The organism is Mycobacterium simulans, assembly GCF_900232995.1.
Taxonomy (GTDB): Bacteria; Actinomycetota; Actinomycetes; order Mycobacteriales; family Mycobacteriaceae; genus Mycobacterium; species Mycobacterium simulans.
Genome location: NZ_OCVX01000003.1, coordinates 685,635 through 708,166, shown reverse-complemented (window position 1 = coordinate 708,166; position 22,532 = coordinate 685,635). Strand labels below are relative to the sequence as shown.

At 65.8% G+C, this 22,532-nt stretch carries 18 protein-coding genes and 1 pseudogene; 15 read left to right on the top strand and 4 right to left on the bottom strand.

Annotated elements, in window-relative coordinates:
- The first annotated feature begins 73 nt into the window (after positions 1 to 73).
- On the top strand, positions 74 to 220 hold the full coding sequence (locus MSIMFI_RS04025; protein ID WP_191496223.1) for a hypothetical protein: 147 nt from the start codon (positions 74 to 76) through the stop codon (positions 218 to 220).
- Here MSIMFI_RS04025 and MSIMFI_RS04020 read toward each other — a convergent pair.
- The 3 genes from MSIMFI_RS04020 to MSIMFI_RS04010 all read right to left on the bottom strand — a co-directional run bounded on the left by MSIMFI_RS04020 (position 194) and on the right by MSIMFI_RS04010 (position 4,205).
- Positions 194 to 2,386 carry an acyl-CoA dehydrogenase gene (locus tag MSIMFI_RS04020; RefSeq protein ID WP_191496222.1) on the bottom strand — a complete coding sequence of 731 codons (2,193 nt, stop codon included), beginning with the start codon at positions 2,384 to 2,386 and terminating at the stop codon, positions 194 to 196. The genes MSIMFI_RS04025 and MSIMFI_RS04020 overlap by 27 nt on opposite strands.
- Positions 2,387 to 2,457: 71 nt before the next feature.
- Positions 2,458 to 3,591: an alpha/beta fold hydrolase domain-containing protein gene (locus MSIMFI_RS04015; RefSeq protein WP_191496221.1), complete on the bottom strand. Its 1,134-nt coding sequence runs from the start codon at positions 3,589 to 3,591 to the stop codon at positions 2,458 to 2,460.
- A complete protein-coding gene (locus MSIMFI_RS04010; RefSeq protein WP_191496220.1) occupies positions 3,588 to 4,205 on the bottom strand; it encodes a TetR/AcrR family transcriptional regulator in 618 nt (205 codons plus the stop codon). Before MSIMFI_RS04010 ends, MSIMFI_RS04015 begins: the two co-directional genes overlap by 4 nt.
- An 86-nt stretch (positions 4,206 to 4,291) precedes the next feature.
- Between MSIMFI_RS04010 and MSIMFI_RS04005 the strand changes: the two genes are divergently transcribed.
- Entirely contained in the window at positions 4,292 to 4,873 is a 582-nt protein-coding gene (locus MSIMFI_RS04005; protein ID WP_186241286.1) for a VOC family protein, read from the top strand.
- Between the two features lie 15 nt (positions 4,874 to 4,888).
- Positions 4,889 to 5,437, top strand: coding sequence for a hypothetical protein (locus tag MSIMFI_RS04000; RefSeq protein WP_191496219.1), 549 nt, complete (start codon positions 4,889 to 4,891; stop codon positions 5,435 to 5,437).
- On the opposite strand, the gene MSIMFI_RS03995 is transcribed toward MSIMFI_RS04000, so the two are convergent.
- Entirely contained in the window at positions 5,370 to 6,077 is a 708-nt protein-coding gene (locus tag MSIMFI_RS03995; protein ID WP_191496218.1) for a TetR/AcrR family transcriptional regulator, read from the bottom strand. The genes MSIMFI_RS04000 and MSIMFI_RS03995 overlap by 68 nt on opposite strands.
- Before the next feature lie 101 nt (positions 6,078 to 6,178).
- On the opposite strand from MSIMFI_RS03995, the gene MSIMFI_RS03990 reads away from it, so the two are divergent.
- From MSIMFI_RS03990 to MSIMFI_RS03935, 12 genes and pseudogenes are all read left to right on the top strand, one after another.
- Positions 6,179 to 7,087, top strand: coding sequence for an oxygenase MpaB family protein (locus tag MSIMFI_RS03990; protein WP_191496217.1), 909 nt, complete (start codon positions 6,179 to 6,181; stop codon positions 7,085 to 7,087).
- An 82-nt stretch (positions 7,088 to 7,169) separates the two neighbouring features.
- Positions 7,170 to 8,794: pseudogene (locus tag MSIMFI_RS03985) on the top strand (PPE domain-containing protein).
- A gap of 10 nt (positions 8,795 to 8,804) precedes the next feature.
- Positions 8,805 to 9,716 carry a class I SAM-dependent methyltransferase gene (locus MSIMFI_RS03980; RefSeq protein ID WP_191496216.1) on the top strand — a complete coding sequence of 304 codons (912 nt, stop codon included), beginning with the start codon at positions 8,805 to 8,807 and terminating at the stop codon, positions 9,714 to 9,716.
- 115 nt (positions 9,717 to 9,831) lie between these two features.
- Complete coding sequence (locus MSIMFI_RS03975) at positions 9,832 to 11,343, top strand: PPE family protein (RefSeq protein ID WP_191496215.1); 1,512 nt, start codon at positions 9,832 to 9,834, stop codon at positions 11,341 to 11,343.
- Positions 11,344 to 11,547: 204 nt separating this feature from the next.
- Positions 11,548 to 13,443: a type VII secretion AAA-ATPase EccA gene (eccA, locus tag MSIMFI_RS03970; RefSeq protein ID WP_396819391.1), complete on the top strand. Its 1,896-nt coding sequence runs from the start codon at positions 11,548 to 11,550 to the stop codon at positions 13,441 to 13,443.
- On the top strand, positions 13,440 to 15,062 hold the full coding sequence (gene eccB, locus MSIMFI_RS03965) for a type VII secretion protein EccB (RefSeq protein ID WP_191496214.1): 1,623 nt from the start codon (positions 13,440 to 13,442) through the stop codon (positions 15,060 to 15,062). The genes eccA and eccB overlap by 4 nt, the downstream gene beginning before the upstream one ends.
- Positions 15,059 to 19,069, top strand: a complete 4,011-nt coding sequence (gene eccCa, locus MSIMFI_RS03960; RefSeq protein WP_191496213.1) for a type VII secretion protein EccCa — start codon at positions 15,059 to 15,061, stop codon at positions 19,067 to 19,069. The genes eccB and eccCa overlap by 4 nt, the downstream gene beginning before the upstream one ends.
- A gap of 2 nt (positions 19,070 to 19,071) precedes the next feature.
- Positions 19,072 to 19,380 (top strand): PE family protein, encoded by a 309-nt coding sequence (locus MSIMFI_RS03955; protein WP_186241295.1) that lies wholly within the window; start codon positions 19,072 to 19,074, stop codon positions 19,378 to 19,380.
- A 2-nt stretch (positions 19,381 to 19,382) separates the two neighbouring features.
- On the top strand, positions 19,383 to 20,909 hold the full coding sequence (locus MSIMFI_RS03950) for a PPE family protein (RefSeq protein WP_191496212.1): 1,527 nt from the start codon (positions 19,383 to 19,385) through the stop codon (positions 20,907 to 20,909).
- Between the two features lie 51 nt (positions 20,910 to 20,960).
- A complete protein-coding gene (gene esxG / locus MSIMFI_RS03945) occupies positions 20,961 to 21,254 on the top strand; it encodes a type VII secretion system protein EsxG (RefSeq protein ID WP_186241297.1) in 294 nt (97 codons plus the stop codon).
- Positions 21,255 to 21,286: 32 nt separating this feature from the next.
- The gene (locus MSIMFI_RS03940; RefSeq protein ID WP_186241298.1) at positions 21,287 to 21,577 is read left to right on the top strand and encodes a WXG100 family type VII secretion target; all 291 of its coding nucleotides are present in this window, start codon (positions 21,287 to 21,289) and stop codon (positions 21,575 to 21,577) included.
- An 8-nt stretch (positions 21,578 to 21,585) separates the two neighbouring features.
- Positions 21,586 to 22,467: an ESX secretion-associated protein EspG gene (locus MSIMFI_RS03935; protein ID WP_191496211.1), complete on the top strand. Its 882-nt coding sequence runs from the start codon at positions 21,586 to 21,588 to the stop codon at positions 22,465 to 22,467.
- Positions 22,468 to 22,532: the final 65 nt, after the last annotated feature.

The following is a 22,532-nucleotide window of genomic DNA, read 5'->3' as shown; positions in this document are numbered from 1 at the left end:
TGGTGGGGTCCCTGGGGGCCGAAGTGGCCCAATTGGCCCAATTGGCCCAACTGGCCGAAGTGGCCCGGATGGCATGGTGGCCCCGGATGGCATGGTGGCCCAGGTTGGCACGGCGGGCCCGGTTGGCATGGTGGCCCTGGGTGGCATGGCGGCCACGGGGGCCATGGACGCTGAGCTGATGCGCGGCCTGCGGCTAGGGATCGCGCGGCAGGCCCAGTAGCCGTTCGGCGATGATGTTCAGCTGCACCTCTGACGTGCCGCCGTAGATGGTGGTGGCGCGGCTGGCCAGCAGGTACTCGCCCCACTTGCCCGGCAATTGGTCGGTGTCACCGATCGCGGCGTCGGTGCCGAACGAGGACACTGCGAACTCGGCGTAACCCTGGCCGGTGCGCATCGACAAAAGCTTTGAGATCGCTGCCGACGGCATCGCCCGATCTTTTGGACCACCGGCCAGCGTCAGCAGCGTGGAGCGCAGGTTGAGCAATTTCGCGGCGTGCCCCTCGGCTATCAAATGGCCGGCGCGATGTTGCGCGACCTGGTCGAACTGGCCGTCCCGAACGAACTCGACGAACTCGGGCAGGGTGGCGAGGAAGTTCGAGTCGCTGCTACCGATCGATACGCGTTCGGCCGTCAGGGTGTTGCGGCTGACCTCCCAGCCCCGGTTCACCTCGCCGAGCACGTACTCGTCAGGGACGAACACGTCGTCGATGTAGACCGTGTTGAACATCTCGTGACCGGTTAGCTCACGCAGCGGCTTTACCTGTACGCCTGCGCTTTTCATGTCGAGCAGGAAGTACGTGATGCCGTTGTGTTTCGGAGCGCTCGGGTCGGTTCGCGCCAGCAGTGCACCCCATTGGGAGTACTGCGCCGCCGTCGTCCAGATCTTCTGGCCGGTGATGCGCCAACCCCCATCAACTCGGGTCGCCTTCGTGGTCAGCCCTGCCAGGTCGGAGCCGGCGCCCGGCTCGGAGAACAGTTGGCACCAGAAGATGTCGCCACGAAAGGTCGGCGGCAGGAAGCGCTGTTTCTGTTCCTCGGTACCGAACGCCACTATCGACGGCACGATCCATGCCGCGATCGCGATCTGCGGCCGCTTGACGCGCCCGGTGGTGAACTCCTGGGCGATGATGATCTGCTCGACCGGGCTGGCCGCGCGCCCCCAGGGCTTGGGTAGATAGGGCAGCACCCAACCCCCTTCGGCGATGGCGACCTTGCGCTGTTCGCGCGGAATCGCCTTCAGCGCGGCCACCTCGGCCCGAATCTCGGCCCGCAGCTTCTCGCTCTCTGGGTCCAGGTCGATGTCCACCGCGCGCATGCCGGTGCTCGTGGCGGTGTCCACCACGCGCTGTGGGTGCTCGGAGGCGCGGCCGAAGCACGCGGCCAGCAGCAGCGCCCGTCGGTAGTAGACGTTCGTGTCGTGTTCCCAGGTGAAACCGATGCCGCCATGTACCTGAATGCAGTCCTGCACGCATCGCTGGGCGGCGGTCGGCGCCAGCGTCGCCGCCACAGCTGCGGCGAACTCGACATCGGCGCTGGCCTCGTCGATCGCGCGCGCGGCGTCCCATACCGCAGCGGTGGCGCGCTCGGTGTCGGCGATCATCTCCGCGCACTTGTGCTTGATCGCCTGGAACTGGCCGATCGGCCTGCCGAACTGTTCGCGGATCTTCGCGTATGCCGACGCGGTGTCGGTCGCCCAGCGCGCCACGCCGACGGCCTCGGCCGACAGCAGGGTGAACATCAGGGCGTGGGCGGTTGTCATGCTCAGGTTGGTCAATACGGCGTCGTCGCCGACCTCGACGGCATTGGCCCGAACGTGAGCGATCGGCCGCAGTGGATCCAGGCTGGCGATCGGCTCGATCTCGAGCTGGTCGGCCCGCAGCACAACCCACTCCTCGCCGCTGTCGATGGCCACCGGCAGCACCAGCACGGATGCCTGAGCCGCCGCGGGAACGGCGCGGACCTCTCCGCGGATCACCAGTGCTTCTTCCCTTGGGCCATGCCGGGTCGCGGTCAGCCCGGAATCCAGCGCGTAGGCGGCGATGGCCGACCCGGACGCCAGTTCGGCGAGCACTTTGGCGTCGGCGTCATGCGCGGAGATCAGCGCGCTGGCGATCGCCGACGGCACGAACGGCCCGGGTACCGCGCCGTAGCCGAATTCGGCCAGCACCACGGCCAGTTCAAGAATGCCGAATCCTTGTCCGCCGACGGACTCGGCCAGATGCACGCCCTGCAGGCCTTGCTCGGCCGCCGCCTGCCAGTACGGCGGTGGGTTAGTGACCTGCGTCTCCATCGCCTCGTGCAATACCTCGGACGGCGCTACCCGCGCCACCAGGGATCGCACCGAATCGGCGAGGTCTTGATGTTCAGGGGTAATCGCGATCGGCATTGGTCGCCTTCCCTTGCTACTGCTCGGTTCACACCCAAGCTAACAACCGGCCGGTTGGTTAACCACCGGGGTCACGGCCACCGCTCGGCTATCCAGCTGACGATGGTGTCGGCCTGCTCGTCGCGCGCGCCGGGCGTGGTGAAGTAGTGGTCGGTGTCGATCGAGGCTTGCCGCTTGTCGGTGCTCGCTAACCCGTCGTAGATCCGTTGGGCGTCAGAAGGGAACACTCCGGTATCGGCCTCGGCGTTGATCACCAGTGCCGGGCAGCTGATGCGGGCCAGGTGCGGCTCGGCCCGGGTTTGAGCGACCCGCAGGCTCCACATGCCCAGCCAGTTGCGCAGCGTGCAGGCCGCCGCGATGCCGTGCGCGGATCGGTTCGCCTTGGCAGGCGTTCCGGCATAGCACTGGTTGGGCGCCCGCTTGGTCGGTTCGATGCTGGCGTCGACCATGCGCGGATCGGCCCAGGTGCGCATCACGCTGAATGGGCGGTCCGAAAAGCCAGCAGCGCGAACGCGTTTGAGCTCAGCTGCGGCCCAGTCCGTGATGGCGTGGTTGCGCGCGACCTGAGCGGTGCGGTAGCGGCCGACGAACTCCGATGAGTACGGCGGTCCGTTTGTCTCGTTGAACAGGTCAAGGTCGGGATCGGTTGCCAGCGGGTCGTTTTCGTCGACAACGGCGGCGTCCATCCAGGAGGTGAGTACGTCCGGGCGCCCCGGATGAGCGGCGGTGACGACATATCCGTCGGCGGCGAGCAACTCCGTCACGCCAGCGGCGGGCCGCATGCCTTCCAAGGGGGTCACGTTCGGGGCGACGGCCCGCGACTGATAAGCGGCCATCAATGAACCGCCTCCCGAATTACCCAGCAGCACAATCGTTTCTACACCTTGAACCTCACGCAGCCAGCGGACCCCAACACCGATGTCGACCAGTGCGTGGTCGAGCAGGAAGCTGCTTTCGAATCCGCGAAATCTGGTATTCCAGCCAAGAAAACCGACGCCGCGGATGGCAATGTAGTCGGCGAGATAGTGCTCAGAAAAGTCGATCTGGTAGTGGGTGGCGATCATCGCTACCTTCGGTTTGCGTCCGGCGCCATGATGGTAGAGCCCCTGGCAAGGGTGCCCGCCGGCACCGGCGCGCCCGGCCGTTGGCGAAGGCAGCCCGACAAACTCTCGAGCAACCCCAGGCGCTGCAGCATGACCAGTCAATTTGAGCGGTCCTCCTCGTTGTAGATGGCCCGGTAGTAGATGTTGGCCAGTGTCTGGATGCAGGCCTGGTCGTCTGGCTCGCGTCCCCCGCTGAGCTGGATGTAGCAGAACTGGTTGAACATCGCCACGATCGCTTCGGCGATCAGCTGCGGGTTGTCGCCAGGGCAGTAGCCCTGCGCTTGGGCGCGTCGAACCGTATCGGCGATGAAAGAAATTGGACCCGAGCACATTTCGGCCCAATGTCGTGCAAAGTCGTCGTTGACCATGGCCAACTGCGACACGCTGATCACCTCCGCGAGGCGGTGGCGGTAGGTGTGCCAGTGCGCGGCCGCGGCCTCATACGCTCGTTCGCGATTGGACAGGCCGTGCCTGGTAACCGAAAGCGCGCGCTGGTTGGCCTCATTGCGAAAGCGCAACGCCCACTGGCGGACCATCGCCTCTTTGGAGTCGTAGTAGTTGTAAAAGGATGCCGCCGAGCGGCCGGCCTCGGCGGTGATGTCGGCGATGGTGGTCGCCAGGATGCCCTTGCGCGCGATGACGGTTCGCGCTGCGATATCGATCGCGGCCTGCGTCCGCCGGCCGCGATGGGTAGGGCACTCGGATGCGGTCGACACATTGCACCTCCTGGAACAAAACTGAATCTGATGTTAGATTCAGATTCAGATCCTGGCCAGTACCTGGGATCGATGGGAGTCAACGAATGATCAAGCCGCACAACACCAACAACGAGTTCGAGCTAAGTGGGATCAACCACGTGGCCCTGGTGTGTTCGGATATGGAGCGCACCGTGGACTTCTACAGCAACATCCTCGGCATGCCCCTGATCAAATCGCTGGACCTTCCCGGCGGGCAGGGGCAGCACTTCTTCTTCGACGCTGGCAACGGCGACTGCGTCGCGTTCTTCTGGTTCGCCGACGCACCCGACCGGGTGCCGGGCATCTCGTCGCCGGATGCCATTCCTGGCATCGGGGACATCACCAGCGCGGTGAGCACCATGAACCACTTGGCGTTTCACGTGCCGGCCGAGAAGTTCGACGCCTACCGGAAGCGGCTGAAAGAAAAAGGAGTTCGGGTCGGCCCGGTGCTCAACCATGACGAGAGCGAAATGCAGGTGTCCGCGACCGTGCATCCCGGGGTATACGTGCGTTCGTTCTACTTCCAGGACCCCGATGGCGTAACCTTGGAATTCGCTTGCTGGGTAAAGGAATTCACCGATGACGACACTCGGGCCGTACCCAAGACCGCGGCCGATCGACGACCTCCGGTGGGCGCGGGTCGCTAGCTCCCAAAGCGAATCGTGACCGAAGGCATTCTGACCGACGAGCAGATCGCGGCGCTTACTCCAGCGCAGCGGCGAGAACTGATTACCCGGCTGGAGCAGCCGTTGCACGACTTGGTTGACCCAGTGTCGCTCGCCCGGATGCGCCGCCTCCGTCTAGGCCTCATCATCGCCGGCTCGATTGGGCTGATCCCTTGGATCGGATACCTCGCGTTGACGTTGCCGCAAGACTACGTTGCCCACAACTGGACGGCCACCTGGGTCGGCTTCGACCTTCTCTTGGTCGGATTCATGGCGGCAACGGCCGTGCTGGGATGCCTACGCCGCCAGCTGCTGCTGCTCACCGCATTCACCAGCGGCGTGTTGCTGATCTGCGACGCTTGGTTTGACCTGATGACCGCCGGGCCCAATGACTTTTGGTTGTCGGTGAGCTCAGCGCTGCTGGTCGAGGTGCCGTTGGCGTTGCTGATGATCACCGGCGCGCAGCGCATCTTGCGCATCACCCTGATGCGCCTGTGGCTGCTGCATCCGGGTATGCGGCTGTGGCAGATCCCGCTGCTGCCGTGATGCGCGAGCCGTACAGGCTTGGGTCGGTGAGTTCGTCGAGCAGCGACGCCAGTAGATCGACGAGCTGCTCTGGTTCCATGCGCACATCCCCGGCCAGCCAGGCGCTGATGGTCTGCCCTACGCCGCCGACCGCGAAGTGGGCGGCCGCCTTGATGCGGTCGTTTGCCGGTGCCCGCAATACGTCGACGGCATATTGGCCGGACAACATGGCGAACAGTCCGCTGGATTCCGCGCGCTTGCGCACGATAACCGGGTTTGCCAGCTGTGTGCTGAATAGCAGGCGTCCGATGCGGACGTCGCCGGCGATGGTACGCACGACGTTGGCCATTCCGGCGCGGCTTTGCTCGTGCGCCGGGACCGCCGCCACGGCCGCCTGCGTGGTAGCGGCCAGCTCGGCCACCACCCAATCGAAGACGCCGCTGACGAATTCGTCCTTGTCGGTGAAGCTTTCGTAGAAGTAGCGGGAAGCCAGGCCGGCGTGGCGGCAAATCCCGCGGACGGTTAGCTCGGAGAGGTCGGGCCGGTCAGACCCCAACAGGTCCAGGCCGGCGGCTAGCAGCCGGCCGCGACGCTCGGCCAGCCGCTCGGCGGCCTCGACGCCGCGGTACCGACGCACGCTGCGGGTTTCGCTAGGACTCATGCCACCACCTTGACACCAGAGCAGGATACCGCCAGAATCAGGAAACAAGTGTTCTCACAATTAGCCGGCGAGCGCTGAACCGGTGCTGGGGGAGTCCAACGATGGCAATTGACGAGACGATCCGCTCGCGCCTTCCTCATGTCGAGCGCCCGATCTCCGACCCGGCTCGTCCGCAGCGGGTCAGGCGCCGGCTACCGGTTGGCAGTGACGGCGAGCTGATGGGCGTGGCGCTGCTTGCCGGTCCGGCCAACGTGATCATGGAGTTGGCGCGTCCCGGCGTTGGCCATGGCGTGATGGAAAGTCGCGTGGAGAGCGGCCGCATTGACCGTCATCCCATTAAGCGGGCGCGCACCACCTTTACCTACATCGCGGTGGCGGCTGCCGGTACCGATGCCCAGAAGGCGGCCTTCCGCCGTGCCGTGGACCGAGTGCACGCGCAGGTGTACTCGACGCCCGATAGCCCGGTGGCGTACAACGCGTTTGATCCCGAGCTGCAGCTGTGGGTGGCGGCCTGCATCTATAAGGGCGGCGTCGATATCTACCGCACCTTCGTCGGCGAGATACCCGAGGAGGACGCCGAGCGTCTTTACCGCGAGGGCATGTCGATAGGCACCACGCTGCAGGTGCCGCCGGAGATGTGGCCGCCGGATCGGGCGGCGTTCGACCGGTATTGGCGGGAGTCGCTGGAGAAGGTGCACATCGACGACGCCGTCCGCGAATACCTGTATCCCATCGCCGTGTCCCGAATTCGGGGTGTGCGTCTGCCGCAATGGCTACGCAACCGATCGGAGAGTTTTAATCTCCTGATCACCACGGGCTTTCTGCCGCAACGGTTTCGCGACGAGATGGGGTTGCCGTGGGACGCGACCAAACAACGGCGCTTCGACCGGCTGATGGTGGTGTTTCGCACGGTGAATCGCCTGCTGCCGCGGATTGTCCGGCAGTTCCCGTTCAACTTCATGCTTTGGGATTTGGACCGACGGATCAGGACGGGTCGCCCATTGGTCTAGCCGCAACGTGCAATATTGAAAATGGTTTTCACGTTCAGTAAGCTCCGAAGCTAGCGAATCGCCAGCGGAGGAGTTGCGTTGTATGACGTCGGTGTGGATGGCGTCGCCGCCTGAGGTGCATTCGGCGTTGCTCAGCAGTGGCCCGGGGCCCGGGTCGCTGCTGTCGGCCGGGGCTGCGTGGTCGTCGTTAAACACTGAGTACGCCGCGGTGGCGGACGAACTCATCGCGCTGCTGGGTGCGGTGCAGGGAGGGGCCTGGGAGGGGCCCAGTGCGGAGGGGCCCGGGGGGGGCCCAGTGCCGAGCAGTACGTGGCCGCCCACGCGCCATATCTGGCGTGGTTGATGCACGCCAGCTCGGCCAGCGCGGAGGCGGCGGCGCGGCACGAGGCCGTGGCCGCGGCCTACAGCGCGGCGCTGGCGGCCATGCCAACATTGCCCGAGCTGGCGGCGAACCACATCATCCACGGGGTGTTGGTGGCGACGAATTTCTTTGGCATCAACACGATTCCGATTGCGATTAACGAGGCCGACTACGTGCGGATGTGGATTCAGGCCGCGACCACGATGGCGACCTACGAAGCGGCCTCCGGCGCGGCGGTGGGGTCGACACCACAGACCACCCCTGCGCCTCAGATCGTGACAGCCGAAGCGGCCGACGACGACCACGAGGACGACCATGACCACGAACATGGGGGCAACCCGACCCCAATCGATTACCTCGTTGCGGAGCTGTTGCGCATCATCAGTGGTGGCCGCCTGATCTGGGATCCCGCCGAAGGCACAATGAATGGGATCCCCTTCGAGGACTATACGAACGCGGCCGAGCCGATCTGGTGGGTTGTTCGTGCCCTCGAATTCAGTCAGGACTTTGAAACATTTGTCCAGGAACTGTTTACAAATCCGGTGGAGGCTTTCCAGGCCTATTTTGAACTTCTGTTGTTCGACTACCCGACACACCTACTGCAGATCGTTCAAGCGCTAAGCCAGTCCCCGCAATTGCTTGCGGTCGCACTCGGCTCGGCCATCTCCAACTTGGGAGCGGTGACCGGCTTCGCGGGGCTGGCGGGTCTGGCGGGCATTCACCCCGCGGCAATCCCCGCGGTGGCGCCGCCAGCGGCCCCGCCCGCAATGTTGCCGGCGGTCGCGATGGCACCGATTGCCGCAGCACCGGCCGCGCCCGTGTCGACGGTGGCTCCCGCGCCCGCGCCCGCGGCGAGCGCTGTCGCCAGTGCGCCGACACCGCCGCCGACGACCGTCAGCAGCGTCGCGGGCTTCGGCTACCCGTACGCCGTCGGTCCTCCCGGCATCGGATTGGGCTCGGGTATGGGCTCCAGCGCAAGTGCCAGCGCTAAGAAGAAAGCGCCGGAGCCCGATAGCGCCGCACTGGCGGCCGCGGCCGCCGCACGAGAGCAAGCACGGGCGCGGCGGCGACGCCGCGCCACGCGGCGGGGCTACGGCGACGAGTTTATGGATATGAACGTCGACGTTGACCCCGACTGGGGCGTGCCGCGGGGCAGTGAGCCAGATGTGTCGGCCTCCGATCAGGGTGTCAGAAATCTGGGCTTCGCGGGCACGGCACACAAGGAAACGAGCGGCGCAGCCGCGGGCTTGACCACACTGGCCGGTGACGAGTTCGGTAGCGGCCCAACGCTGCCGATGATCCCGGGCACGTGGAACCCGGACGAGACCGGCGAGCACCCGGCGTAGTGTCGTTTGGGTGCGTAGTGAAGGTGACACCTGGGACATCACAACGAGTGTCGGATCGACGGCGCTCTTCGTAGCGACCGCGCGGGCGTTGGAAGCCCAAAAACCCGACCCGCTGGCCGTCGACCCGTATGCGGAGCTGTTCTGCCGAGCCGTCGGCGGTTCCTGGGCTGATGTGCTGGACGGCAACGCTCCCGACCACCAGCTGCTGACCGACGATTTCGGCAAGCATTTCGTCAACTTCCAGGGTGCCCGCACCAGGTACTTCGACTCATACTTCCGTCGGGCCGCCGATGCCGGCACCCGTCAGGTTGTCATCCTGGCGGCGGGACTGGACTCGCGCGCCTATCGGCTGCCGTGGCCGGACCGGACCACCGTTTTCGAGTTGGACCGGCCGCAGGTTCTCGATTTCAAGCGCGAGGCCCTCAGCGGCCATGGCACCCAACCGCGCGCCGAGCGTCGCGAGATCGCCGTCGATCTCCGCGACGATTGGTCACAAGCATTGCGAGACGAGGGTTTTGATTCCGGCCAGCCCTCGGCTTGGATTGCCGAGGGCCTATTGATCTATCTGCCGGCAAGCGCTCAGGAACAACTGTTCACGGGCATCGACGCCCTCGCCAGCCCCGGCAGCCACGTCGCGGTTGAGGACGGTGCTCCGCTTCCTGCGGACGAATTTGCCGCCAAAGTCGACGAGGAACGTGCCGCCGTCGCCGAAGGCTCCCAGGGCCTGTTTTTCCAACTGGTCTACAACGAGCAATGCGCGCCAGCCACTGAGTGGTTTGGTCGGCGAGGCTGGATGGCGGTCGGCACGCCGTTGAACGACTTTCTCCGCGAGGTCGGACGGCCGATACCCGGGCCTGAATCCGAGGCGGCCCCGATGTTTGCTCGGAACACGCTCGTCAGTGCCACCAAGACGGCGCAGTAGGGCCATATTTGAGAGACATTTGAATATAGTCTGCGTCGGCCCGGAACTTTTGCCGGCGGAGCCCGACTACTAGTTACGTGCTGGGTGCGTCGCCCACTAGCGAGGCACGACGCGTATGACCGCGCCGGTGTGGATGGCTATGCCTCCGGAGATCCACTCGGCCCAGCTCAGCAGCGGTCCGGGGCCCGGCGGTTTGTTGGCCGCGGCGGATGGCTGGGGTTCGCTGAGTGCCGCATACGCCTCGGTGGCAGACGAACTCGGCGGAATATTGGCGGCGGTGCAAGCCGGGGCATGGGACGGGCCAACCGCCGCGCGATATGTGGCCTCACACGTGCCCTACCTGGCGTGGCTGATCCGGGCGAGCGCAAATAGCGCGGAGGTGGCTTCCCAGCACGAGATTGCTGCGGCGGCCTTCAGCTCGGCCTTGGCGGCGATGCCGACCTTGGCGGAGCTAGCCGCCAACCATGCGATCCATGCGGCTTTGGTCGCGACGAACCTCTTTGGGATCAACACCATCCCTATCGCGCTCAACGAGGCCGATTATGTCCGGATGTGGGTCCAGGCGGCCACCACCATGGCCACCTATCAGGCGGTCTCTTCGACGGCGGTGGCGTCAGCGCCGCGCGCCGACGCGGCACCGGAAATCGAGACAGCCCACGCCGACCACGTCGACCACGGTGACTATGACGGCGATGGTGGCGGCAGTGATAGTGACGGGGGAATCATCGACGACGACAGCGGCGATCCGACGCAATTGAGTTGGTGGGTAAACCGATTCACTGAGATTTTCCAAACCGTAGGTAGAGACCTGGCGGAATTTCCGGAGAATCCAATCGGGGCGATCGAGCAGTTGCAGTCACACATCCCCCTGCTTGTAGCCGACGAGGTCGAGCACCTGGGTGAAGCGATCAATACGTTCAGCCCGCAATTGCAGGCCCTCACGCTCGCCCTACCGGCCACCAACCTCGGGTTGGCGAGCGGCACCGCGGGGCTAACCGGGCTGGCTGGAGTTCAGCACGGGATAGTCCCGGCAGCACCGGCTCAGATCGCTGCCGCCCCCGAACCCCGCCAGCACGCCGTCGGGAGTTCACTGGTCGCGGGGGCGCCGGCGTCGGCGCCTCCCGGCCCGGCCTCAGCGTCGGCGCTGGCCGCTACGCCAGCCCCGACAGCGGCGAGCGGAGTCCCACCGCCGCCAGCCGCGGGTGTGGAAGGTGCCGCCTACCCTTATCTGGTCGGTGGTCCCGGCGCCGGGTTCGGCTCGGGGATGAGTGCCGGTGCACAACGCAAGGCGCCGGAGCCTGATCTGGTAGCGACCCAAACGGCGGCTGTCGGGTCGGCGCGTGACAAGCAGCGCGCTCCTCGCCGTCGCCGCGGGGCGTTGCACGACCTGGGGTACCGCCATGAATTCCTGAGCCTGGATTCTGATATGAATGCCGATCCCGCTGTGGCGGTGTCGGACCGAGGTGCCGACACGGTGGGTCTCGCTGGAACGGCGCGCCGAGACGATGTAGGCGAGGCGTCCGGGCTGGCCACACTGGCCGGCGACCGGTTCGGTGATGGACCGGTAGTGCCCATGGTGCCCGGCACTTGGGACCCCGAGGTCGATAATGAAAATCATATTCAGTAAGCTGTGCGGCCTAGAGATCCCTGGCTGTGGAGGTGCTGTGTGCTATGACGTTGCAGTCGTGTCCGCAAACCCGGCTCGCGGCCGTAATGCCCAGGTCAATGCCGCTAAATTGGGAGCGCAGCGACGAATCGACTTGGATCGGCCGTCTCGACAGTTAGCTTATGCAATGCTAACTTCGGGGCTAACTTCAGGCGGTATATGCCAATGGCAGTGTTGAGTGCAGGAGACGGCGGGGGCGTGGAAAGCGTTGAAACTGGCATGCTTGCGGCTCAACCCGCTCCGGTCGGGGCAACTAGCAAGGTAGACGCGGACGTCGTCAGCCGGTTTGCCACTTGCTGCCGGGCCCTGGGCATCGCTGTCTATCAGCGTCAACGCCCGGCCGACTTGGCGGCCGCCCGGTCGGGGTTCAGTGCGCTTGCCCGCATCGCCCATGGCGAATGTGACGCGTGGACCGGGTTGGCCGCCGCGGGCGATCAGTCCATCGGGGTGCTCGAAGCGGTTTCGCGGACCTCGGCCACGGCTGGCGTCTTGCAGCGTCAGGTCGAACTTGCGCCGAAAGCTCTGGGGTTCCATTACGACACCGGCCTGTACCTGCGGTTTCGCGCGACCGACGCGGACGATTTCCACCTCGCGTATGCAGCGGCGCTGGCTTGCACCGGGGATTCCGGGGCCTTTGCCAAGGCCAACCACATTGTCACGGATATCGCGGGCCGCCGACCGAGCTGGCGCGAAGCCCGTTGGGTGGCGGTCGTCATCAATTACCGCGCCGAGCGCTGGTCGGACGTCGTCAAGCTACTCACGCCGATCGTCAACGATCCCCAGCTCGACGAGGCCTTCGCGCACGCGGCGAAGATCACGCTGGGAACGGCGCTAGCTCGGTTGGGCATGTTCGCGCCGGCATTGTCGTATCTCGAAGAGCCCGAGGGCCCCGTCCCCGTCGCGGCCGTCGACGGTGCTTTGGCCAAGGCTTTAGTGTTGCGGGTGCATGTCGACGAGGAGTCGGCAAGCGAAGTGCTGCAGGACCTGTATGCGGCCAACCCCGAGAACGAGCAGGTCGAGCACGCGCTGTCCGACACCAGCTTCGGGATTGCGACCACGACCGCGGCTCGCATTGACGCCCGCACCGATCCGTGGGATCCGGCTACCGAGCCCAGCGCGGACGACTTCATTGACCCAGCCGCTCACGAACGCAAGGCCACGCTGCTGCACGAGGCGGAGCGCCAGCTCGCCGAGTTCATCGGACTGGACGAGGTCAAGAACCAGGTGTCGCGGCTAAAGAGTTCGGTGGCAATGGAATTGGTGCGTAAGCAGCGTGGGCTCACGGTGGCCCAGCGCACCCACCATCTGATCTTTGCCGGACCGCCCGGAACCGGCAAGACCACCATCGCCCGGGTCGTCGCCAAAATCTATTGCGGCCTAGGCCTTTTGAAGCGGGAAAACATCAGAGAGGTACACCGCGCAGACCTCATCGGCCAGCACATTGGCGAGACCGAGGCCAAAACCAACGCCATCATCGACAGCGCACTCGACGGCGTGCTGTTCCTCGACGAGGCCTACGCCCTGGTGGCCACCGGCGCCAAGAACGACTTCGGGTTGGTGGCTATCGACACGTTGCTGGCCCGCATGGAGAACGACCGTGACCGGCTGGTGGTGATCATCGCCGGTTACCGCGCCGATCTGGACAAGTTCCTGGACACCAACGAGGGTTTGCGGTCGCGGTTCACTCGCAGCATCGACTTCCCGTCGTACACGTCACACGAGTTAGTGGAGATCGCCCACAAGATGGCCGAACAGCGCGACAGTGTCTTTGAACAGTCCGCCCTCGGGGATTTGGAGGCATTGTTCGCGAAGTTGGCGGCGGCGTCGACACCCGACTCCAACGGAATCTCGCGACGCAGCCTCGACATTGCTGGCAACGGCCGGTTCGTCCGTAACATCGTCGAACGCTCGGAAGAAGAACGTGAGTTCCGGCTGGACCATTCGGAGCATGCGGGAACCGGTGAGTTTAGCGACGAGGAGCTGATGACCATCACGGCCGAGGACGTTGGCAGATCGGTAGACCCGCTACTGCGTGGCCTCGGGCTCTCGGTGCCGGCATGACCAAGTATGAGGCCGACGGCGAATGGGGCCCCGAAAGCGACGGCGCGCGGCGTTCGTTCGCTTCCCGCACCCCCGTCAATGACAACCCTGACAAGGTGGTCTACCGCCGCGGATTCGTCACCCGACACCAGGTGACCGGTTGGCGGTTCGTGATGCGCCGGATCGCCGCCGGTATCGCGTTACACGACACTCGGATGCTCGTGGACCCATTGCGCACTCAATCACGCGCGATCCTGATGGGTGTGCTGCTGCTGATCACTGGAGTGGTTGGCTGCTTCGTGTTCTCACTCATCCGCCCCAACGGGCAGGCGGGCAACAATGCGGTGCTCGCCGATCGGTCCACCGCTGCACTGTACGTGCGCGTGGGCGACGAACTGCACCCCGTGCTCAACCTGACGTCGGCCCGGCTGATCGCCGGTCGGCCGGTTAACCCGGTGACAGTGAAAAGTGCTGAGCTGGACCGATTTCCGCGCGGAAACCTGATCGGCATCCCGGGCGCACCGGAGCGCATGGTGCAGAGCACTTCCCACGACGCGAACTGGACGGTCTGCGACACCCTTAGCGGAACCGGGCGTGCCGTCCACAGCATGGGGGTCACGGTCATCGCGGGTTTGCCGGACAGCACCGGCGCCCGGGCGGCCACGCTCGGCTCCGGGCAGGCGGTCCTGGTCGATGATGGCACCAGCACTTGGCTGCTGTGGGAGGGCAAGCGTAGCCGGATCGATCTGACAGACCACGCGGTCACCAGCGCCCTCGGCTTGGAGGCTGAGATACCCGCACCGCGGCCCATCGCTTCGGGGCTGTTCAACGCGATACCCGAGGCGCCGGCACTGACGGCACCGGCCATCCCGCGCGCCGGCAGCCCGGCGGATTTCGCCGTCCCGGCGCCGATCGGGGCGGTCGTGACGGCGTACTCCCTGGACAGGACACCATCCGACACCGTGTATTACGCGGTGCTGCCGGACGGCTTGCAGCCGATCTCGCCGGTGCTGGCCGCCGTTCTGCGCAACACCAATTCCTATGGGCTGCAACAGCCTCCGCGGCTCGGGGCCGACGAGGTGGCCAAGCTGCCGGTGTCGCGGTTGCTGGACACCGCGGGTTTTCCCGTCCTGCCGGTCAATCTCGTTGACGTGTCCCGCGATCCCGTCACCTGCGCGTACTGGAGTAAGCCGGCCGGAGCGGCCACTAGTTCACTGAGCTTGTTGTCCGGTTCCGCGCTTCCGGTGCCCGACGCGGTGCGCACGGTCGAGTTGGTCGGCGGTGGCTCACCGGGAGTGGCCACCCGCGTAGCGCTGGCACCGGGCACGGGCTACTTCACCCAGACCGTCGGTGGCGGCGCGACGGCACCTGCGACCGGGTCGCTGTTCTGGGTCTCCGACACCGGCGTGCGCTACGGCATTGACACCGAGGCTGAAGCGGGTTCGGGAGCTAGCGGCCACGGCAAAACGATTGAGGCCCTTGGCCTGACCTGGCCGCCGCTCTCGGTTCCGTGGTCGATGCTGTCACTGTTTGCGCCCGGCCCGACGCTGTCGCGCGCCGACGCACTGCTGGCACACGACGGGCTGCCGCCGGACAGCAAACCCGGTCGCCAGGTAGCGAGCGGGGGAGAGCCGCGATGAGCAGACTGATCTTCGAGGCTCGGCGGCGGTTGGCGCCGCCCAGCACCCGCAAGGGCACTATCACCATCGAGGCACCTCCCGAGCTGCCGCGGGTGATTCCACCGTCGCTGCTCCGGCGCGCGCTGCCGTATCTGATCGGGATCCTTATCGTCGGCATGATCGTCGCGCTGGTCGCCACCGGGATGCGGCTGGTCTCCCCGCAGACCCTGTTTTTCCCGTTCGTGCTGTTGTTGGCGGCAACCGCGCTCTACCGCGGCGACGGCAAGAAGATGCGCACCGAGGAGGTGGACGCAGAGCGGGCCGACTATCTGCGCTACCTGTCGGTGATCCGGGACAACATCCGCGCCGCCGCGGCCGAACAGCGCGCGGCCGCGCAATGGTCCCACCCCGACCCGGCGGCTCTGGCAGCTGTGCCGGGGTCGCGTCGCCAGTGGGAGCGTGACCCGCACGACCCCGACTTTCTGGTGGTGCGGGCCGGCCGGCATACGGCACCCCTGGCCATTGCGCTACGGGTCAACGACATCGCTGACGAGATTGACCTGGAACCGGTGTGTCACAGCGCATTACGCAGCTTGTTGGACACCCAGCGCACCGTCCGCGACGTGCCGACCGGAATCGACCTGACCAAGGTTTCGCGGATAACTGTCGGGGGAGACCCGGCCGCGGTGCGCGCCACGTTGCGCGCCTGGGTGGCTCAGGCGGTGACCTGGCACGACCCGACGGTTCTCGGGGTGGCACTGGCCACCCGCGAACTGGAGGGCCGCGACTGGTCCTGGTTGAAGTGGTTGCCCCATGTGGACATTCCCGGACAGGTCGACGGTGTCGGCCCAGCGCGTTACCTCTGCGCCGACCCCGATGAGCTGGTCGAGCGGCTTGGTCCGGCTCTCGTCGACCGTCCCGCGTTCACTGGTGCGCCCGCAGATGCGTTGCGGCACTTGTTGATTGTCGTTGACGACCCCAACTTCGACATGCAGGCCTCGGCACTGGCGGTGGGTCGGGCGGGTGTCACCGTGGTGCACTATTGCGCCACACCGCCGCATCGCGAGCAGTATTCGGATCCGGAAAAGCCGATCCTACGTGTCGCCGATGGTGCCATCGAACGGTGGCAGACCGGCGGCTGGCAGCCCTACATCGACGATGCTGACCAATTCGGCGCAGACGAGGCCGCTCACTTGGCTCGGCGACTGTCGCGGTGGGACTCCAACCCGACGCACGCCGGACTACGCTCAGCGGCTACCCGCGGCGCGAGTTTCACTACGTTGCTGGGCATCCCGGATGCCTCCCGACTGGATGTGCCCGCGCTGTGGGCGCCGCGACGTCGTGACGACGAGTTGCGGGTCCCGATCGGTGTCACCGCCACCGGTGAGCCCCTGTTCTTCGACCTCAAGGACGAAGCTGAGGGCGGGATGGGTCCGCACGGCCTGATGATCGGTATGACCGGTTCTGGCAAGTCGCAGACCCTGATGGCGATCCTGTTGTCGCTATTGACCACTCACTCCGCGGACCGGCTGATCGTCATCTATGCCGACTTCAAGGGTGAGGCCGGCGCCGACAGCTTCCGGAACTTCCCGCAGGTTGTCGCGGTGATCTCGAATATGGCCGAAAAGAAGTCGCTCGCCGATCGCTTCGCCGACACGCTGCGCGGCGAGGTGGCCCGGCGCGAGATGCTGCTGCGCGAGGCCGGACGCCGGATCCAGGGCAGTGCCTTCAACTCGGTGACGGAGTACGAGAACGCTCAGGCGGCCGGACACGACTTACCCTCGATCCCAACGCTATTCGTGGTTGCCGACGAGTTCACGCTGATGCTGGCCGATCACCCGGAATACGCGGAACTGTTCGATTACGTGGCACGCAAGGGCCGCTCGTTCCGCATCCACATCCTGTTCGCGTCCCAGACGCTGGACGTCGGCAAGATCAAAGACATCGACAAGAACACCTCCTACCGGATCGGTTTGAAGGTGGCCAGCCCCAGCGTTTCTCGCCAGATCATCGGCGTGGAGGACGCGTACCACATTGAGTCGGGCAAAGAACACAAGGGCGTGGGCTTCTTGGTGCCTGCGCCCGGTGCGTCCCCGATCAAGTTCCGCAGCACTTACGTCGACGGCATCTACGAACCTCCGCAGAGAGCTAAATCCCTTGTGGTGCAGTCTGTTCCAGAACCCAAGATGTTCACGGCCGCTGCGGTGGAGTCGGATCCGGCCACCGTGATCGCCAGTGCTGACGAGGAAGAACCGGTCGGTCCGTCCCGAAAGCTGATCGCGACCATCGGCGAACAGCTGGCATGCTACGGGCCGCGCGCGCCCCAGCTGTGGTTGCCGCCGCTGGACGAGCCGATCCCGCTGAGCGCCGTGCTGGCGCACGCGGGAGTGCCGGGACGGCAGTGGCGCTGGCCGCTCGGCGAGATCGACAAGCCCTTCGAGATGCGCCGCGACCCGCTGGTGTTCGACGCCACGTCGTCGGCCGGGAACATGGTTATCCACGGTGGCCCCAAATCCGGCAAATCCACCGCGCTGCAGACATTTATCCTGTCGGCCGCCAGCCTGCACTCACCGCGTGACGTCACGTTCTACTGCCTTGATTACGGAGGTGGGCAGCTACGCGCGCTGGCGCATCTCGCACACGTTGGCAGTGTCGCCTCGGCGGTGGAACCCGAACGTATCCGTCGCACCTTCGGTGAGCTGGAGCAGCTGCTGCTGTCCCGGCAGCAACGAGAAGCGTTCCGTGACCGGACGACAAACGGTTCCGGCAATGGTGCTGCTGCGGGCTCGCCCGCAGATGACGGCTTCGGCGAGGTGTTCCTGGTCATCGACAACCTGTATGCCTTCGGCCGCGACAACACTGACCAGTTCAACACCCGCAATCCGTTGCTGGCCAAGGTAACCGAGCTTGTCAACGTTGGGTTGGCGTACGGCATCCACGTGATCATCACCACGCCCAGTTGGCTGGAGGTACCGCTGGCGATGCGTGACGGGCTCGGTCTGCGCCTCGAGCTCAAGCTGCACGACCCGCGCGACAGCAACGTGCGGGTGGTTGGTGCGCTGCGCCGCCCGGCCGAAGCCGTCCCGCACGACCAGCCTGGGCGCGGATTGACCATGGCCGCACAGCATTTCCTGTTCGCGAGCCCCGCGTTGGACTCCGAACCAAACACAGTGGCCGCAATCAACGCCCGCCACCCCGGCGTGACCGCTCCACCGGTGCGGTTGCTGCCCACCAACCTCGCGCCCGAAGCCGTCGGCGCGCTCCACCGTGGCCCAGGACAAGTCGTGATCGGCCAGCGTGAAGAAGACCTGGCTCCGGTGGTGCTCGACTTCGCCGAGAACCCGCTGCTGATGGTGTTCGGAGACAGCAAGTCCGGAAAGACCACGCTGCTGCGCCACATCATCCGGACGATCCGTGAGCACTCCACGCCCGACCAGGTGGCGTTCACCGTTCTCGACCGGCGGCTGCACCTCGTCGACGAACCGTTGTTCTCCGACAACGAGTACACGGCCAACATCGACCGGATCATCCCCGCGATGCTCGGGCTGGCCAACCTGATCGAGTCGCGGCAGCCGCCGGCGGGCATGTCGACGGCCGAGTTGTCCCGCTGGACCTATGACGGCCATACCCATTACCTGATCATCGATGATGTCGATCAGATACCGGATTCGCCGGCAATCGGTGGCCCGTACATCGGTCAGCGACCATGGACCCCCCTTATTGGTCTGCTGGCGCAGGCAGGCGACTTGGGGCTGCGGGTAATCATCACGGCGCGCGCCTCCGGGTCCGCGCACGGATTGATGACCAGCCCGTTGCTGCGCCGCTTCAACGACTTGCAGGCGACCACGTTGATGCTGGCGGGTAACCCGGCCGACAGCGGAAAGATTAGGGGCCACCGATTCGCCCGGTTGCCCGCGGGTCGGGCGATGCTGCTGGGCGACAGTGACACCCCGACCTATGTACAGCTGGTCAACCCGTTGGTCGGGGAGGCCGCGATATCCGGTGAAACGCAACAGGAGGGAAGTTAGTCATGACGTTGCGAGTGGTTCCCGAGGGACTGGCCGCGACCAGCGCGGCGGTGGAGGCGCTGACGGCGCGGTTGGCGGCAGCGCAGGCGAGCGCGGCGCCGTTGATTACCGCGGTGGTTCCGCCGGCGGCCGATCCGGTGTCGCTGCAGACCGCGGCGGGGTTCAGCGCCCAGGGGCAGGAACATGCCGTCGTCGCCGCCCAAGGTGTTGAAGAATTGGGGCGCGCCGGTGTGGGGGTGGGTGATTCCGGCGCCAGCTATCTCGCCGGTGACGCGGCGGCCGCGGCTACCTACGGGATCGCGGGCGCCTGAGAATGACTTCCCCCCTTGGGCCCATCTGGATCGCTTCGCCGCCGGAGGTGCATTCGGCACTGCTGAGCAGCGGACCGGGTCCGGGGTCGCTATTGGCGGCTGCCGGAGCCTGGAACGCGCTCAGCGCCGAATATGCTTCCACGGCAGCCGAACTCAGTGGGCTCCTGGGGACCGTTCAAGCCGGGGCATGGCAGGGTCCGAGTGCCGAGCAGTACGTGGCCGCGCACGTGCCCTACATGGCGTGGCTGCTGCAAGCCAGCGCCGATGCCGCAGGCGTAGCGGCACAGCACGAAGCCGCGGCGGCAGCGTACACGGCCGCGTTGGCGGCAATGCCGACGCTGGCCGAGTTGGCCACCAACCACGTCATCCATGGCGTATTGGTGGCGACGAATTTCTTTGGAATCAACACGATTCCGATTGCGCTCAATGAGGCCGACTACGTGCGGATGTGGATGCAGGCCGCCGCCACCATGAGCCTTTATCAGGCGGCCTCGGGTGCGGCGCTGGCGTCGGCGCCGCGCACGACCCCGGCACCGACGGTGGTCAATCCCGGTGGTGGTGTCACTGAACTCGCGGCCAACGCGGCCCAGGTGCAAGCCGGCGAAGCGGCGGCGGCCGCAGACCCCTGGCAGTGGCTCTTGCAGCTGCTCCAGCAGCTGTGGAGCGCATACATCAATTCCTTCGCCTGGATGTATGAACTTATCTTCGAGTTCCTGCAGGATCCGATTGGCAACACGATAAAGATCATCATCGCCTTCCTGACGAATCCGGTGCAGGCGCTGATCACCTACGGACCGCTGCTGTTCGCGCTGGGTTATCAGATTTTTTTCAACCTGGTCGGTTGGCCGACCTGGGGCATGGTGTTGAGTTCTCCGTTCCTGTTGCCGATCGGGCTCAGCCTGGGTCTTAGCGCTATAACGTTGCTGCCTGCTCAACTCGGACCGCTTGCGGTGCCCTTGTTCGGGGCGGCGCCAGTAGTTGCCGCCGCCGCCAGCTCCGTGTGGCCGGTGGCCGGTGTAGCGCCAACGGTTGCCAGCCCCGCCGGGGCGCCGGCAGGAGCGGGTGCGGGTGCGTCGGCGGGGGCCGCGCCGGCGGCGACGGCTCCGGCCACCGCGAGCGTCGCCTATGCGGTGGGCGGTGGTGGTGATTGGGGGCCCGAGTTCGGGCCGACGCTGGGGCCCCGCAGTGGCGTGAAGGCGCCGGCGGCGACGATTCCAGCGGCTGGTGCGGCCGCGGTCAGTCGTGCCCAGGCCCGGGCTAAGCGGCGACGGCGGGCCGAATTGCGCGACTACAGTGACGAATTCTTGGATATGGACTCCGATATTGGTGTCACACCGGATTACGGGGCGCAGGCTTCGGATTCGGGGGCCGGCTCGTTGGGGTTTGCCGGGACGGCACCCAAAGAGACCTTGTTGCGGGCGGCGGGGTTGACGGCGTTGGCCGGTGACGAGTTTGGTGGCGGTCCGAAAATGCCAATGGTGCCGGGGACCTGGGACCACGGTTCAGAGGAAGGGGGCCACGAAAGTTAGCGAGACGGCCTACAGCGTGACAAACCCGAAAGTGTTGAAAGGAGAGATGCTATGAGTCTTTTGGATGCGCATATTCCGCAGTTGGTGGCCTCGCAAGCGGCGTTCGGCGCCAAGGCGGGGTTGATGCGGCACACGATTGGTCAGGCCGAGCAGGCAGCGATGTCCGCGCAGGCGTTCCACCAGGGTGAGTCCGCGGCGGCGTTTCAGGCTTCGCATGCTCGTTTTGTGGAGGTAGCGGCCAGGGTCAACGCCCTGCTGGATATCGCCCAGGCGAACTTGGGCGACGCGGCCGGCACCTATGTGGCCACCGACGCCGCGGCCGCGTCGACTTACACCGGGTTCTGATCCGCTTCCCGAATTCTTAGAAAGGACTTGTGATGTCGCAAATCATGTACAACTACCCGGCGATGCTGGGGCATGCCGGGGAGATGGCGGGCTACGCCGGCACGATGCAGGGGCTGGGCGCGGATATCGCCGCCGAGCAGGCTGCCTTGTCGAACGCCTGGCAGGGCGATACCGGGATGACGTACCAGACGTGGCAGGCGCAGTGGAACCAGGCCATGGAGGACCTGGTGCGGGCCTATCAGTCCATGGCCAGCACGCACGAAGCCAACACTATGGCCATGATGGCTCGGGATGGGGCCGAAGCCGCCAAATGGGGCGGCTAGCCACTTAGATGCGTTCGGAGCCCAATGCCGTCGAGCTGACGGTCGACCACGCCTGGTTCATCGCGGAAACCATTGGGGCGGGCAGCTTCCCGTGGGTGCTCGCGATAACCACGCCCTACTGTGATGCCGCCCAGCGGACCGCGTTCTTCGACCGACAGAAGGATGAACTGACCCGGATGGGTCTGTTGTCGGAAGCCGGCGTCATCAACCCGGCGGTCGCCGACTGGATCAAAGCGGTGTGCTTTCCCGACCGGTGGCTCGACCTGCGCTATGTGGGGCCGACCTCGGCCGACGGCCCGGACGAGTTGTTGCGCGGCATTGTCGCGCAATGCGATGGCACCTCCCCGCGATCGACCACCGAAAAGACCGTGGTGGCGTTGCGCAGCGCGCAGTTGATCACCTTCACCGCAATGGACATCGACGATCCCCGGGCGCTGGTTCCCGTCCTCGACGTCGGGCTAGCGCAACGGCCGCCGGCCCGGTTCGAGGAGTTCAGCATGCCTACGCGGGTCGGTGCCCGGGCCGACGAGCGCCTGCGGGCCGGCATTCCGCTCGCGGAAGTCATTGACTACCTGGGTATCCCGGCATCGGCACGACCGGTGGTGGAGTCTGTCTTTTCCGGACCGCGCAGCTACGTCGAGATCGTCGCCGGCTGCAACCGTGACGGCCGCCACACCACCACCGAGGTCGGGGTGAGCATTGTCGACACGACAGCGGGCCGGGTGTTGGTCAGTCCGTCCCAGGCGTTCGACGGCGAGTGGGTCTCGACGTTTTGCCCCGGAACGCCGTTTGCGATCGCCAGAGCGCTCGAACAGCTGACGGCCTGCTTGCCGGACGGGCACTGGTTCCCCGGCCAGCGGATGTCCCGAGATTTCTCCGCCGCCCAGTAACAGAAAGCAGAAAGAGAGCACGATGTACCAGCGCCAACACCTTTCGAGGTCGCAGTGACGTCCGG

Coding starts and splice junctions, on each gene's coding strand:
- MSIMFI_RS04020 (WP_191496222.1), bottom strand. CDS start 2,386: ATGCCGATCGCGATTACCCCTGAACATCAAGACCTCGCCGATTCGGTG.
- MSIMFI_RS03940 (WP_186241298.1), top strand. CDS start 21,287: ATGTCGCAAATCATGTACAACTACCCGGCGATGCTGGGGCATGCCGGG.
- MSIMFI_RS03955 (WP_186241295.1), top strand. CDS start 19,072: ATGACGTTGCGAGTGGTTCCCGAGGGACTGGCCGCGACCAGCGCGGCG.
- MSIMFI_RS04025 (WP_191496223.1), top strand. CDS start 74: ATGGTGGCCCCGGATGGCATGGTGGCCCAGGTTGGCACGGCGGGCCCG.
- eccCa (WP_191496213.1), top strand. CDS start 15,059: ATGAGCAGACTGATCTTCGAGGCTCGGCGGCGGTTGGCGCCGCCCAGC.
- MSIMFI_RS03935 (WP_191496211.1), top strand. CDS start 21,586: ATGCGTTCGGAGCCCAATGCCGTCGAGCTGACGGTCGACCACGCCTGG.
- MSIMFI_RS03950 (WP_191496212.1), top strand. CDS start 19,383: ATGACTTCCCCCCTTGGGCCCATCTGGATCGCTTCGCCGCCGGAGGTG.
- MSIMFI_RS03995 (WP_191496218.1), bottom strand. CDS start 6,077: ATGAGTCCTAGCGAAACCCGCAGCGTGCGTCGGTACCGCGGCGTCGAG.
- esxG (WP_186241297.1), top strand. CDS start 20,961: ATGAGTCTTTTGGATGCGCATATTCCGCAGTTGGTGGCCTCGCAAGCG.
- MSIMFI_RS03990 (WP_191496217.1), top strand. CDS start 6,179: ATGGCAATTGACGAGACGATCCGCTCGCGCCTTCCTCATGTCGAGCGC.
- MSIMFI_RS03975 (WP_191496215.1), top strand. CDS start 9,832: ATGACCGCGCCGGTGTGGATGGCTATGCCTCCGGAGATCCACTCGGCC.
- eccA (WP_396819391.1), top strand. CDS start 11,548: ATGGCAGTGTTGAGTGCAGGAGACGGCGGGGGCGTGGAAAGCGTTGAA.
- MSIMFI_RS04005 (WP_186241286.1), top strand. CDS start 4,292: ATGATCAAGCCGCACAACACCAACAACGAGTTCGAGCTAAGTGGGATC.
- eccB (WP_191496214.1), top strand. CDS start 13,440: ATGACCAAGTATGAGGCCGACGGCGAATGGGGCCCCGAAAGCGACGGC.